A 13,974-nucleotide genomic window follows, 5' to 3' on the forward strand; every position below is an offset into this window, starting at 1 on the left:
GGGCGGATCGTAAGCGACGGTAATAATTAAATATTTTTTGATAACGTGCTTGACGACCCCCTGAAAAACCCGTTTAATGCGCCCCGTTGCCCAGATAGCTCAGTCGGTAGAGCAGGGGATTGAAAATCCCCGTGTCGGCGGTTCGATTCCGTCTCTGGGCACCAAATACCGAAAACCCCGATCAAGAAATTGATCGGGGTTTTTTATTGCCTGGGATTTACGGTAGCTGTGACAGCGCGTCGAGTTCTTCAACCTCACTGGGTGCCACATTGTTTGTGGTGGATTGAGATTCGAAGTGGTTGCCCTGAAGCTGTAGGATAGATCGCCTTATTTTCATGCCAGGAGTCTGCCCCCCCATGTCATCGGCAAACAAACAGCAGAAACGAAACCAGCGCGCCAAGGCCAAAGCCAAGAAGAACCGCATTCAGCGTGCTGCTGCGCCGAACGACTTCCTGGACCCAAACGATGAGCGCATCGATCTGGAATCCGTGGACCTGACGGAGCTGTTCCAAATCATGAGCTCCGCTGAAAAGGTCAGCCAGAAGGCGATGTGCGAGGCGTTCCTGACCTATCCACTGCTGACGCTGGTGCTGGAACAGGAAGGTGAGGACGAAGCGACCGACTTCATCATTACTGCATTGATCGAATACCGTCGCCTGACCAAAGGCGTCGATGAGCAGACCGCGCTGGATTGGGTGGAGAGTGAGCAGTTCCAGGCCGATTATGTCGCCGCGTCCAAGGCGCTAGCCCAAGATCCGATCTGATGATCGTCCTCATTATGAGGACGTCGGCAGTGGATGACGCCATCCCGGGATAGCTCCTACAAGCCAGGGTCAGCCAAGATCAGGCGGCGTCAAACCCGTCCTGCAAGAATCGGACGGCTTTCCTCCCACCTAATCAGACTCGCCCTGCATCATCGAAACGTCGTCCAGAGCATCCTTTTGGTCCGCCCGTTTGGGAAAGGCTTTGATGAACGCAACCTGCGCCACATGCGGGACTTTTATCAATCGTTTCCAATTTGGAACGCAGTGCGCCATATTTTTGGAGTTCCTCGGAATGCCCAATGCCGGCGCTTTGCTGGAGACCGACCTGGAGCAAGCCTTGAGGCTCGACAACCAAGACTGACGACGGGCGAACTGAAAGCCAACAGCTGATGGCCGCTCTGGCCGAAAAATCTGTGTAAGATTGATGCGCTTTTTTTTTCCAGCAACGCTCCAGTCAACGAGCTCTATCCCGCATGTCACCGGCCGCGCCTCCCCCTTCTCTGATTCAGGCATTGCGGACCGAAACCGCTGAGCTGCACGTCGCCCTGGAAAAACGCTTGCCGTTTTTCTCCGAACAGTTGGACCTCGACCTGTACCGGCGCCTGATGGCCGCCTACTACGGTTTTTATAAACCGCTGGAACAGCGACTTCATGTACTGACGCTGACACCGACGGGGTTGGACCAATCCCTGCGGATCAAGCTTCCCGTACTGCAGGCGGATCTCACGGCATTGGGCCTGGATGACCACGCTATCGAGGCACTGCCCACCTGCCGGGACCTGCCGCAGATCGATTCCCGTGCCGCCGCCCTGGGGGTTTCCTATGTGCTGGAAGGTGCAACCCTCGGGGGGCAGATCCTGCGGCGCAGAGTCGCCGAACAGCTCGGTCTTGATGCCTCCAGCGGCGCTGCGTTTCTCAATGTGTATGGCGAACTCACCGGTCGGCGCTGGAAGGACTTCCTTCAATATCTGGGCGACAGGAACCTTGGCGACGCCCAAACGCTCGAAGTCACATGTGCCGCCAAAGCGACGTTTACTCATTTTGAACATTGGCTGGACAGCCAAAAGGTATTGTTATGACCCCGGAAAACCAGGAAGCCTTCGAAGAACTGCTGGCCAATTGTGCAGACGAACCGATTCGCTTCCCCGGGGCCATCCAGCCTCATGGCGTGCTACTGATGCTGTCCGAACCCGACTTCGTCATCCGACAGGTCAGCGCCAACGTATTGCAATTGATGGGGCACGATCCTCACGGTCTCCCCGGCCAGACGCTGGACGCACTGTTCGGGCAGCAGCAGGCCCAAGCCGTCCTCAAGGCCTGTCGCGCCGATGCGGACGGGGACAACGCGCCCGTGGAGATTGTCGTGAACCAGCTGCGTTTTGACGCCCTGGTCCACCGCCATCAAGGCGCCCTGATCGTCGAACTGGAACAGCACCTGAGCGACTACCGTCCCGAAGGTGTCAGCGGCGAAGCCAATCTGGGGCGCATGCTGCAACGTCTGCAAGGCGCGAAAAGCCTTCAGGCTCTCTACGAAATCAGCGTTCGGGAAATTCAGGCCATGACCGGCTACGACCGAGTACTGATCTATCGCTTCGAAGAAGAAGGCCATGGCCAGGTGATCGCCGAGGCCAGCGCGCCGTCGATGGAGCTCTACAAAGGCCTGTTTTTTCCGGCATCGGATATCCCTGAACAGGCCCGGGAGCTGTATCGCACCAACTGGCTGCGGATCATCCCCAACGCTGACTACACGCCGGTACCGCTGGTCCCGCAGTTGCGCCCCGACACTCAAACACCCCTAGACCTGAGCTTTTCCACCCTGCGTAGCGTCTCGCCGATCCACCGCCAATACATGAAGAACATGGGTGTGCTGTCGTCCATGAGTATTTCCCTGATGGAAGGCGACCGGCTGTGGGGCCTGATCAGTTGCGGCAACCGTCAACCCCTGCTCGTGCCCCACGAAATGCGCATGGCCTGCCAGACCATCGGCCAAGTGCTGTCGCTGCAGATCAGCGCCATGGAAGCACTGGAGCTGACCCGTCAACGGGACGCCAAGCTTGAGGACCTCAAGGTTCTCGCCACGGCCATGGCCGAGTCCAGCGACAATGTCTTTGACGGCTTGTCCCACGAACCCCAACGGCTGATGGACCTGACCGGCGCCACCGGCGTCGCGATCCTCGAGGACAACAAGCTGCACCGCCATGGCCAGTGCCCGGAAGCGGAGCAGATCCGCGAGCTGCATAAATGGATGCTGGAGACCGGCCAACCCGTTTTCTCCCACCACAACCTGAGCAGCATTTTCGCTCCGGCCCAGGCTTACCAAGACGTGGCGAGCGGTGTGCTGGCGATCCACCTGCCCAAGCCTGTGGAAAATGGCGTGCTGTGGTTCCGCCCCGAGGTGAAGCAAACCATCCAGTGGAGCGGCGACCCGCAAAAACCCCTGGACCTGGAAAGCAGCGAGACAGGTTTGCGCCTGCGACCGCGAACGTCTTTCGAAATCTGGAAAGTCGAAATGGCCGGCATCAGTACCAAATGGACCCACGGCGATCTGTTTGCCGCCAACGACCTGCGTCGCTCGGCCCTGGAAAACGATCTGGCCCGGCAAGTCCACAAGGAGCGTCAGGCGGTGCAGGCGCGTGATGAACTGGTGGCGGTGGTGTCCCATGACCTGCGCAACCCGATGACGGTCATATCCATGCTCTGCGGCATGATGCAAAAGTCCTTCAGCTCCGACGGCTCCCATAGCTCCAAGCGAATTGCTTCAGCCATCGACACCATGCAACAGGCCGCCAGCCGCATGAACGTACTGCTCGAAGACCTGCTGGACACTTCGCGCATCGACGCCGGGCGCTACACCATCCATCCCCAGCCGCTGGACGTCAGCCAGATATTCGAAGACGCCTGCTCGCTGCTGACGCCGCTGGCAACCGCCAAGGCCATCGATATTTCGTTCCACGCCGAACCCAATCTCAAGATCAATGCCGACCCCGAGCGGTTGTTCCAGGTGCTGTCGAACCTGATTGGAAACGCCATCAAGTTCACCCCCCAGCAAGGCAGCGTGGGCATCAGCGCGATGTCGGTGGGTGACGAGATCGTGTTCAGCGTTCGTGATACCGGCGAAGGAATCAAACCGGAGCAGTTGCCTCACGTGTTTGACCGCTACTGGACAGTCAAGGAAGGCAACCCGAACGGCACCGGGCTGGGTTTGTATATTTCCAAGGGGATTGTCCAGGCCCATGGCGGTAAACTGCACGCTGAAAGCCAGCCAGGCAAGGGCAGCGAATTCAGCTTTACCGTGCCGAAAATCAACTGAGCCGGGCATCGCCCTCTAACAAACTGGAAACCGAAGCCCAATGGCCTCACTGAACAAACAGCAAAAACGCGCCAAGCGTGCCAAAGACAAGGCCAAGCAAATCCGCATGAGCGGGCGTAAATCCATCCCCATGTATGGCGACCCGGCCCATGCCACCGCCCAGCCACCGGTCTACGTGCTCGAGCTGTTCGCCAAGCTACGCGAAGCCGAGGCCATCAGCCGCAGCGAGATGCTCGACACGCTGCTCGCGTCCCTGAGCGTGATGATCAGCGAACGCCCCGGCCTGCTGGACCTGAAAAACGCCGAGAACGAAAGCATGGCCGCCACCAACCTGGCCGCTGACATGCTGGTGGACTACCGCATGTGGGCCGACGACATGGATCGCGAGACGGCCCAGCGCTGGCTCAGCACCCCGGAGTTCATCAAGGACTTCAGCGAGGCCCTGGATCGTTATCGTCAGCTGATGGAAGAGCCCGCCAGCGAATAGAACGCGATCAGCCTCACGGAGAAGAGGACAGCCAGCTAAAACTTCCTATGGACGATAAAAACGCACAACGGCAACACTCACCCGATTAACCCTTCCAACCCCCAGCCAAAGCTGGCACCATCGCGCCTTTTTTTACGCGACTCCCCGGGACTTTTACCGGTAAACAGAGTTCGAACGGCCGTTCGGTTGTTGATGGCGCGACAGTCTGCTGCGCCGATGCGACAACCTGCCGCACATTCGCGGTTTACCACCCGTAGCGCTGTTGGCTGCCATTCGGACGCTATGCTAGCTTGGCCGCCTCGCCAGGAAGGCCGCCAACAGCAAGGGAGCACACACCATGAGGACCGCACATGGCCCAGGCCACGCCCGCGCTTGAAATCCGCAACCTGCACAAACGCTACGGAAAGCTGGAGGTGCTCAAAGGCGTCTCGCTGACCGCCCGCGACGGCGATGTGATCTCGATCCTGGGTTCCTCCGGTTCCGGCAAATCCACATTCCTGCGCTGCATCAACCTGCTGGAAAATCCCAACCAGGGCCAGATCCTGGTGGCCGGCGAAGAGCTCAAGCTCAAGGCCGCGAAAAACGGTGAACTGGTGGCCGCCGATGGCAAACAGATCAACCGCATGCGCAGCGAAATCGGTTTTGTGTTTCAAAACTTTAACCTCTGGCCGCACATGAGCGTGCTCGACAACATCATCGAAGCCCCGCGCCGGGTGCTCGGCCAGAGCAAGGCCGAGGCCGTGGAAGTGGCCGAAGCCCTGCTGGCCAAGGTCGGCATCGCCGACAAGCGTCATGCCTACCCTGCCGAGCTTTCCGGTGGTCAGCAGCAGCGCGCCGCCATCGCCCGCACGCTGGCGATGCAGCCTAAAGTGATTCTGTTCGACGAGCCCACCTCTGCCCTTGACCCGGAAATGGTCCAGGAAGTACTTAGTGTGATCCGCGCCCTGGCCGAAGAAGGCCGCACCATGCTGCTGGTGACTCACGAAATGGGCTTCGCCCGTCAGGTTTCCAGCGAAGTGGTGTTCCTTCATCAAGGCCTGGTCGAGGAGCAAGGATCGCCACAGCAGGTCTTCGAGAACCCGCTTTCGGCGCGCTGCAAACAATTCATGTCCAGCAACCGCTAACGGAGCAGTACATATGCAGACCTACAAGAAATTCCTCCTGGCCGCTGCCGCCAGCCTGGTCTTCTCGGCCAGCGCCATGGCCGCGGAAACACTGAAGATGGGCATCGAAGCGGCCTACCCGCCGTTCAATAACAAAGATGCCAGTGGCAACGTGGTCGGCTTCGACAAGGACATTGGCGACGCCCTGTGCGCCAAGATGAAAGTCGAATGCAGCGTGGTGACCTCCGACTGGGACGGCATCATTCCGGCCCTGAACGCCAAGAAGTTCGACTTCCTGATCTCCTCGCTGTCGATTACCGAGGAACGCAAGCAGGCCGTGGACTTCACCGAACCGTACTACTCCAACAAGCTGCAATTCATCGCACCGAAGGCCACCGAAGACTTCAAGACCGACAAGGCCTACCTGAGCGGCAAGACCATTGGCGCACAACGCGCCACACTGGCCGGCACCTGGCTGGAAGACCGCAACATGGAAGATGACTACAACGTAAAGGTCACGCTCTACGATACCCAGGAAAACGCTTACCTGGACCTGCTCTCGGGCCGCGTTGACGCCATCCTGGCGGACAAATACGTGCAATACGAATGGCTCAAGAGCAAAGACGGCGCCGCCTTCGAATTCAAAGGCGACCCGGTGGTGGAAAGCGACAAGATCGGTATCGCCGTGCGCAAGGGTGACGACGAACTGCGCAACAAGCTGAACGCCGCGCTCAAGGAAATCGTTGCCGACGGCACCTATAAAAAGATCAACGACAAGTACTTCCCGTTCAGCATTTATTGATACTGACGTGCCTGGCCGGCGCCGCTTCATTGCGGCGCCGGCCCTTAGCAAAGCCTGCCGCGATATGAACACACACCCATGATGATCGATCTCTACGGATTCGGCCCGGCGCTCGCCGCTGGCGCGCTGATGACCGTCAAACTGGCGCTCTCGGCCCTCTGCCTGGGGCTGCTGCTCGGCTTGCTCGGCGCCTTGGCCAAAACTTCCCCGTACAAGCCGCTGCAATGGCTGGGCGGCACTTATTCGACACTGGTTCGCGGCATCCCCGAATTGCTCTGGGTGCTGCTGATCTACTTCGGCACCGTCAATCTCATGCGTGCCCTGGGCGAATACTTCGGTAACCCGGACCTTTCCCTCAACGCCTTCGCCGCTGGCGTCATCGCCCTGGGCCTGTGCTTTGGCGCCTACGCCACGGAAGTATTTCGCGGCGCGATCCTGGCCATTCCCAAGGGCCATCGCGAAGCTGGCGTGGCGCTGGGGTTGTCCAAGTGGCGGATCTTCACCCGGCTGATCATGCCGCAGATGTGGCGCATCGCCCTGCCCGGGCTGGGCAACCTGTTCATGATCCTGATGAAAGACACCGCGCTGGTGTCGGTGATCGGCCTGGAAGAAATCATGCGGCACGCGCAAATCGGCGTGACCGTGTCCAAGCAACCGTTCACCTTCTATATGGTGGCCGCGTTCATGTACCTGGGCCTTACCGTGCTCGCCATGATCGGCATGCATTTTCTGGAACGACGTGCCGCTCGCGGCTTTGCCAGGAGCACCCAATGAACTGGGAAGTCATCATCAAGTGGCTGCCGAAACTGGCCCAAGGCGCGACACTGACCCTGGAGCTGGTCGCCATCGCCGTGATCGCCGGTCTGCTGCTGGCGATTCCGCTGGGCATCGCCCGCTCCTCACGCCTGTGGTACGTGCGGGCGTTACCCTACGCCTACATTTTCTTTTTCCGTGGCACGCCGTTATTGGTTCAGCTGTTCCTGGTCTACTACGGTCTGGCGCAGTTCGACGCCGTGCGCAGCAGTTCGCTGTGGCCCTATCTGCGGGATCCGTTTTGGTGCGCCACGGCCACCATGACCCTGCACACCGCCGCCTACATCGCCGAGATCCTGCGCGGCGCGATCCAGGCCATCCCTCGTGGTGAAATCGAAGCCGCGCGAGCCCTGGGCATGTCCCGACCCAAGGCGTTGTTCTACATCATCCTGCCTCGCGCCGCGCGCATCGGCCTGCCGGCCTACAGCAACGAAGTGATCCTGATGCTCAAGGCCAGCGCCCTGGCGAGCACCGTGACCCTGCTGGAGCTGACCGGTATGGCCCGGACCATCATTGCCCGGACCTACCTGCCGGTGGAAATCTTCTTCGCGGCCGGCATGTTCTACCTGCTGATGGCGTTCATGCTGGTGCAGGGCTTCAAGCAGCTGGAGCGCTGGTTGCGCGTCGATGCCTGCCAAGGACGCTGACAGCGGCGTGTTGACGGGCGAGGCGTTACTCGCCCGTTTCACCGCGCTGGATGCTTTTCTCACAACGCACCAGGCATTGTGGAAACCGCGTCCGTTCACCCATCTGCAACTGCCATGGGAACGGTCCTACCCTGAGCTGGCCCAATGGCTACGCAAGCGTTCGCTGGAAGACGCAGAAAACGACCATCACCAACCCTGGCTGATTCAACATGCACCCGCGCCATTTCCAGAACTGGCGGGCATTTCCCATGCGTTGAGCGTCGTCGCAGAACTGCCGGGCAAAGAGCTCGAAACCGCCGCCCATCGCCTCAGCGTCGACGTGCCAGGGCGCAAATGGCAGCAAATCGAAGCCTTCGCCAGCCGCCTGCACTTCGCTACCAAACCGACCCACTGGCTCGATTGGTGCGCCGGCAAAGGTCATCTTGGCCGACGCTTGCTGCAGGCTGAACAACAACTGACTTGCCTGGAATACGACCCAGCCCTGGTCGCCAGCGGCCAGCAACTAAGCCAACGCCACCGTCTGCCCGCCACGCACTTGCAGCAAGACGTGCTGGCGGCAGAGGCAGGCCTGGCGATCCGCCCTGAACACACGCCGGTAGCCCTGCACGCCTGCGGCGACCTGCATGTGCGCCTGATGCAGTTGGCGAGCGCCGCTGGCTGCACTCAACTGGCAATCGCCCCGTGCTGCTACAACCGCATCAGTGCTGAACGTTATCAACCGCTGTCCGACGTCGCCAAGGGTTCGGTCCTACAGCTAACGCTCGATGATCTCAGCCTGCCACTGACCGAAACCGTCACCGCCGGCGCCCGCATCCGGCGGCAACGGGACCAGTCCATGGCTCGGCGCCTGAGTTTTGACCTGCTGCAACGACAGATCCGGGGCCGCGACGAGTATCTGCCCACCCCCTCGCTCCCCAGCGCCTGGCTGGAAAAATCCTTCATCGAGTACTGCACCGATCTGGCAGCCCTGAAAGACTTATCCACAGTCGGCTCGCCTGACTGGTCGGCACTGGAAGCGGCCGGCCATCAACGCCTGGCCCAAGTGCGCAACCTGGAATTGGTCCGCGGCCTTTTCCGGCGGCCTCTTGAGCTGTGGCTGGTGCTGGATCGGGCGCTTTTCCTCAGCCAGGAAAACTACCGCGTCCGCCTCGGCACCTTCTGCGAAACGCCTCTCACGCCGCGAAATCTGATGCTGCTGGCCGAACGTCACTGACATGAAACAGCCTGTGGATAACTCTGTTGATGAAATTGTCTTGGATCCAATTAATCCGCGATTTTCTGCTGGAAGCGAGGCTGGTCATTTTTTGTTCACATGGATAAAAAACCATTAAAACAGGCATTTGCGAGCAAACGAGAAAGCTGTCACAAAATCGCAAGATGGCAGTCGCCCCACCCCGCCCGTTGTGCATAAGCGTTCAAGCAAAACGACATAACCGCCGAACTCAGTGCTCCCACACGCCAGCAATTGCGCCCATCGCGCCTGTGCAGTACAACAGCCTTTCGTATCGTGATTGACACAATGCCGACACACACAAGGACTGGCCGTGACGTTCATTTCCTACGCACAGAACTTCGAAGACATACGCCTGTGGCGCGCCCTTCAATCGGTGGAAAACGGCTTTTATCTGGACGTAGGCGCCAATCATCCAACAGATGATTCCGTGACCCGGGCGTTCTACGATCACGGCTGGCACGGGATCAACATCGAACCGGTGCAGGCCTACTACGACGCTCTCTGCCAAGAACGGCCAAACGACATCAACCTGCAATGCGTAGCCGGCGAAAACGCCGACAGCCTGACCTTCTACACCATCGCCGACACGGGTCTGTCCACCGTCGAAGCCAGCGTCGCCCAACAGCACCGCGACGCGGGCATGAAGGTAAGCAAGCAGACCGTCCAATCCCGCACCCTGACTTCGATCTGCGAGCAATACGCCCAGGACCGCCCCATCCACTTTCTGAAAATCGACGTCGAAGGCCACGAAGAAACCGTGCTGCGCGGCATGGATTTCAGCCGCTGGCGCCCCTGGATCATCCTCATCGAAACCCCATGGGCCCGCGACCAGACCTGGGAAACCCTCGTCACCGACGCCGGCTACCACTCCATCCTGTTCGACGGCCTCAACACCTTTTACCTCGCCGAAGAACACCTGGCGCTCAAACCCGCTTTCGACATCCCCCCGTGCAACCTCGACGGGTTCCAGTTCTGCAAAGGCCACAAATTCAGCCACCCCCTGAGCGAACCCGACCAGCAACTCACCGCCGCCCTGCAACGCGCCGAACGGGCCGAAGCCCAACTCCATGCCCTGCAAAACAGCCGTACCTGGCGAACCTTGCAGAAAGTGCGCAACCTCGTGCGCCGCGCCTGAGCCGAGGTCCTGCAAAAATAGTCAGAATTCAGGGGTTTACAGAACGCACCCAATCGCTATAATCGTCGCCCACACGCCGGTATAGCTCAGTTGGTAGAGCAACTGACTTGTAATCAGTAGGTCCCGGGTTCGACTCCTGGTGCCGGCACCATACAAGGTTCCAGAGAGGGCTTTCAAAATCTCTGGAACCCCCGAAAAACCCGCCTTCTGGCGGGTTTTTTCGTTTTGGCGTTCCGTCGGATTCCGCCAAAATCTTATGGATACCAGCCGTTTTAAGGATAAAGATAGGGGTAAGGTCATTCGATAAAGGGAGGAGTACCCTTATGTCGCGCACCACTGCTCCACTCTCCGATTCGGCTTGCCGTTCAGCCAAGCCCACCGACCGCGCCTACAAGCTTTTCGACGGTGACGGCCTCTACCTTTTAGTCCAACCCAATGGCCGCAAAGGCTGGCGTTTCAGGTATGTAAAACCTGATGGACGTGAAGGACTGACCTCGTTTGGCAACTACCCCGTGATCGGCCTCGCCGATGCGCGCAAGAGGCGCCTGGAGGTCAAGCGCATGCTGGCGGAAGGCATCGACCCCATCGAGTCCAAACACCAAGCCAAGACGCAAGCCACAATCCGAGGCCGAACCTTTGAGAGCGCAGCCTTGGACTGGCACAAAGCGATGTCTGCCAAATGGGCTCCAGGCCATGCCAAGACGGTCCTGAGCCGTCTAAAAACCCATGTTTTTCCACTGATCGGTGATCGCGCAATTGTCGACCTAGACACTCACGACTTGATGCAACCTCTGGAAGCAATCCAGAAGCGCGGCACGATTGACGTCGCTTTAAGGGTACAAAACTACCTACAAAGCATCATGCGCGAGGCGAAACGTGCTCGACAGATCGCGGCCAACCCTGCCTCCGACCTTGAAGGTTTGATCAAAGCCCCGAGGGTGATTCACCGCCCTGCTTTACCCTTATCGCGTCTGCCTGAATTGCAGGAGCGTATCGACACCTACAAAGGCCGCGCACTTACCCGACTGACGGTCATGCTCTCGCTGCATGTGTTCGTCCGCTCCAGCGAACTGCGCTTCGCCCGCTGGAGCGAGTTCGACCTCAAGCGCGGCACCTGGGAGATACCGGACACTCGACCCGCATTGGACGGAGTACCCTTTTCAACAAGGGGTACGAAGATGGCCGGGGACATCCACCTTGTACCCTTATCGCCGCAAGCCGTGGCCCTGCTTGAACAGATCCACGTCCTCACCGGTAAATTCGACCTGGTGTTTGCAGGCGATACCAAGCCCTGGAAACCCATGTCTGAAAACACGGTGAACAGCGCACTCAGAAAAATGGGCTATGACACCAAAACCGAAATCTGCGGGCATGGGTTTCGGTCGATGGCCTGTAGCGCGCTGATTGAGTCAGGGCTGTGGTCCGAGACAGCCATTGAAAGGCAGATGAGCCACAAGGAGCGGAATAACGTCCGCGCCGCTTACATCCACAAGGCCGAGTTCATTGAGGAGCGCAGGCTGATCATGAACTGGTGGAGCCGGTACCTAGAGGCCAACCGGCAGGAGCATGTCACTCCACACGAGTTCGCGAACCAGACCGGAGCGAACGTCACTCGCCTAAAAGCAAAACGTGGCGCAACCGAGTAAGCGTTCGGTCTTCATATCTCAGTGATCCGCTTGTCCACGCGGGTCCATCCAAACAGGGCTGCAAAGCCGCCCTGCTTGGATGGACCTCACTTAAAAAAACTAAAGCCCACGCAACTGTCTGTGGAAAACCACAGATTTCCACCGGTGGATAATTTCATCCACAGCCGCAGAATTCCCGAGAACTCGAGCCTTGACCCGAATTATCCACAGGCGTAGAAAAGATCGGGCAAAGCGCTGTCGTTGACAGCAACCCCAGGTAGCCAGAACCTTTAAGGCTACGCCACACCGTGGTGGTTCTCCCAAAGTGCGATTAGCGTCCGGCGGCTCGCACGGTCACAGCGATGTGATGGATGCCTACTTTTACCAGCGTGCCCACTGCGGCAACTCATTCCCTTTCATAGCTGCCCTGCAGCAACCTATCCGCTTGGCCATTTCCTTGCGCCAACCTGCGCCCGTCTCTTTCTTCCGGAAAGAGACGGGCGCTCCTACCGCTGCTGCAGCCCAACTCGTACAAGGCATTGCGGCATTTCCCCTCGTGACAATCGGCGTGACAAACACCGAAGTCACCAGCAACAGCGACGCAGATGATGGTGCCGCAGCCCAGGGAATGGACTGCACCTGACTGACAGTCAGGCATGCCCCGGTCATCGCATCACTGCTTTTACCTGACTCAGGATCTCGCGGCGTTGGATTCGTCAGCCGATGCAGCCACCACCCGCCCACTTCCTCGGAAGTGTTCAGGAGGCCAGATCATGAGATGCCCAAGCTCCCGGTCGTAAAGAGCCGCCAGTCCCGCGTTAGTGGACAACCCTCACAGGTCGCAGGGGCCTTGATCCCTGATAACACTCAGCATTCTTGGCGGGATGACGTGGGGAAAGTTTTAAAAGTTTTGGCTTCGAGAGGAGTTTGCTCATGGCATTGGTAGGAAGGCGAGACGGGCGCAATTTTGGCTATGGTCGGCAGCTGAGCTATGCGGGGCCACAAGCATTACGTGATCTTTTTGGCGGCGGGCATTACGGCACGGTCAAAGCGCACAGTGATCGGTGGCAGGCATTTGTGCGGTGGTGTCGGTCGAAGGATGGGCCAGGGTTTAACGATGCGCGGCAGATAGATCGGCAGACCTTGCTGGACTACGCCGGACATCTGCGTCAGCAAGTTGAACAAGGCGCTATAGGCATCGCCACCGCGCAAAACCGGTTGTCCAGCGTGAACCGGACCCTGGCTGCGCTTCGCGGTGATCAGTATATGAGAGCGCCAAGTCCAAGTAAGGCGCTGGGAATGCAGCGCTCCGGTATCCGCAGTGAAGTACCTCAAGGCCAAGACCGCGCACAAGTGAAACGGATCGTTGAAGTGCTATGTGAACATCAGCAGCCACGAGTCGCTGCCATCGTGCAGTTGGCACGCGAAACCGGGATGCGTTTACGTGAGGCCATTTTAGCAAACCTGCCCCGGCTGCAACGTGAGGCCAAACAACTCGGCAGGATCAACATCCAGGACGGCACCAAAGGCGGTCGTTCGGGCGCATCAGCCTCTCGCTGGATTACGGTAAGCAATAAGATCCGCGAGGCACTGGCATTCGCCCATCAAGTTTCGCCAAAAGGTAGCCGCAACCTATTGGCCCCGAACGAAAGCTACCTAGACTTCCTAACGAGCACCGTCCGTCCCGCTCGAGACCTCCTCCACACGCATGAACTCAGAGGCTTTCATGAGCTGCGGGCGGCTTATGCGTGCGAACGCTACGAGGAAATCACTGATCACCTCGCGCCCATCAACGGTGGTAATTGCTACCAACTCAACCAACACCTCGATCAGTTGGCCCGAGTACAAATCAGCTACGAACTTGGTCACGGTCGTATCGACGTGGTTTCGGCTTACATTGGTGGTCGAGCATGAGCAAAACATTTGATATGGAACTGTTCCTGGCGAGCGTACTGACTGGATCGTATACCACACGTCAACGTCACCTTCGGCAGGCAAAGATAATCCAAACGACAATTGTTAATCGCTGGAACCTGGAAAACCCGTGGATATGG

General features: G+C 58.8%; 13 protein-coding genes and 2 tRNA genes. 14 read left to right on the forward strand and 1 reads right to left on the reverse strand.

The window, feature by feature from the left end; translation table 11 throughout:
- The first annotated feature begins 88 nt into the window (after positions 1–88).
- Both CRX69_RS25505 and CRX69_RS25510 read left to right on the forward strand, forming a co-directional pair.
- A tRNA-Phe gene (locus tag CRX69_RS25505) sits at positions 89–164 on the forward strand.
- 192 nt (positions 165–356) lie between these two features.
- Positions 357–764: a hypothetical protein gene (locus CRX69_RS25510; RefSeq protein WP_107323059.1), complete on the forward strand. Its 408-nt coding sequence runs from the start codon at positions 357–359 to the stop codon at positions 762–764.
- 129 nt (positions 765–893) lie between these two features.
- Here CRX69_RS25510 and CRX69_RS28130 read toward each other — a convergent pair whose 3' ends face one another.
- Positions 894–1,277: a hypothetical protein gene (locus CRX69_RS28130; RefSeq protein WP_177513896.1), complete on the reverse strand. Its 384-nt coding sequence runs from the start codon at positions 1,275–1,277 to the stop codon at positions 894–896.
- Here CRX69_RS28130 and CRX69_RS25520 point away from each other — a divergent pair.
- From CRX69_RS25520 to CRX69_RS25580, 12 genes are all read left to right on the forward strand, one after another.
- Positions 1,238–1,843: a biliverdin-producing heme oxygenase gene (locus CRX69_RS25520; RefSeq protein WP_107323061.1), complete on the forward strand. Its 606-nt coding sequence runs from the start codon at positions 1,238–1,240 to the stop codon at positions 1,841–1,843. The genes CRX69_RS28130 and CRX69_RS25520 overlap by 40 nt on opposite strands.
- Positions 1,840–4,074, forward strand: a complete 2,235-nt coding sequence (locus tag CRX69_RS25525) for an ATP-binding protein (protein WP_107323062.1) — start codon at positions 1,840–1,842, stop codon at positions 4,072–4,074. Before CRX69_RS25520 ends, CRX69_RS25525 begins: the two co-directional genes overlap by 4 nt.
- 40 nt (positions 4,075–4,114) lie before the next feature.
- Positions 4,115–4,561 carry a hypothetical protein gene (locus CRX69_RS25530; RefSeq protein WP_047226889.1) on the forward strand — a complete coding sequence of 149 codons (447 nt, stop codon included), beginning with the start codon at positions 4,115–4,117 and terminating at the stop codon, positions 4,559–4,561.
- A gap of 350 nt (positions 4,562–4,911) precedes the next feature.
- Entirely contained in the window at positions 4,912–5,685 is a 774-nt protein-coding gene (locus tag CRX69_RS25535) for an ABC transporter ATP-binding protein (RefSeq protein WP_047226888.1), read from the forward strand.
- 13 nt (positions 5,686–5,698) lie between these two features.
- Positions 5,699–6,466, forward strand: coding sequence for an ABC transporter substrate-binding protein (locus tag CRX69_RS25540; protein WP_047226887.1), 768 nt, complete (start codon positions 5,699–5,701; stop codon positions 6,464–6,466).
- Positions 6,467–6,544: 78 nt separating this feature from the next.
- A complete protein-coding gene (locus CRX69_RS25545) occupies positions 6,545–7,240 on the forward strand; it encodes an ABC transporter permease (protein ID WP_107323063.1) in 696 nt (231 codons plus the stop codon).
- Positions 7,237–7,926 carry an ABC transporter permease gene (locus CRX69_RS25550; protein WP_076383341.1) on the forward strand — a complete coding sequence of 230 codons (690 nt, stop codon included), beginning with the start codon at positions 7,237–7,239 and terminating at the stop codon, positions 7,924–7,926. The genes CRX69_RS25545 and CRX69_RS25550 overlap by 4 nt, the downstream gene beginning before the upstream one ends.
- The gene (locus CRX69_RS25555; RefSeq protein WP_107323064.1) at positions 7,907–9,139 is read left to right on the forward strand and encodes a methyltransferase; all 1,233 of its coding nucleotides are present in this window, start codon (positions 7,907–7,909) and stop codon (positions 9,137–9,139) included. Before CRX69_RS25550 ends, CRX69_RS25555 begins: the two co-directional genes overlap by 20 nt.
- Before the next feature lie 331 nt (positions 9,140–9,470).
- Positions 9,471–10,295 carry an FkbM family methyltransferase gene (locus tag CRX69_RS25560; RefSeq protein WP_107323065.1) on the forward strand — a complete coding sequence of 275 codons (825 nt, stop codon included), beginning with the start codon at positions 9,471–9,473 and terminating at the stop codon, positions 10,293–10,295.
- A 75-nt stretch (positions 10,296–10,370) separates the two neighbouring features.
- Positions 10,371–10,446: transfer RNA gene (locus CRX69_RS25565), tRNA-Thr, on the forward strand.
- Positions 10,447–10,618: 172 nt separating this feature from the next.
- Complete coding sequence (locus tag CRX69_RS25570; protein ID WP_107323066.1) at positions 10,619–11,941, forward strand: tyrosine-type recombinase/integrase; 1,323 nt, start codon at positions 10,619–10,621, stop codon at positions 11,939–11,941.
- A 912-nt stretch (positions 11,942–12,853) separates the two neighbouring features.
- Positions 12,854–13,834 (forward strand): integrase domain-containing protein, encoded by a 981-nt coding sequence (locus CRX69_RS25580; protein ID WP_107323068.1) that lies wholly within the window; start codon positions 12,854–12,856, stop codon positions 13,832–13,834.
- Positions 13,835–13,974: the final 140 nt, after the last annotated feature.

Source organism: Pseudomonas rhizophila (assembly GCF_003033885.1).
Lineage (GTDB): Bacteria > Pseudomonadota > Gammaproteobacteria > Pseudomonadales > Pseudomonadaceae > Aquipseudomonas > Aquipseudomonas rhizophila.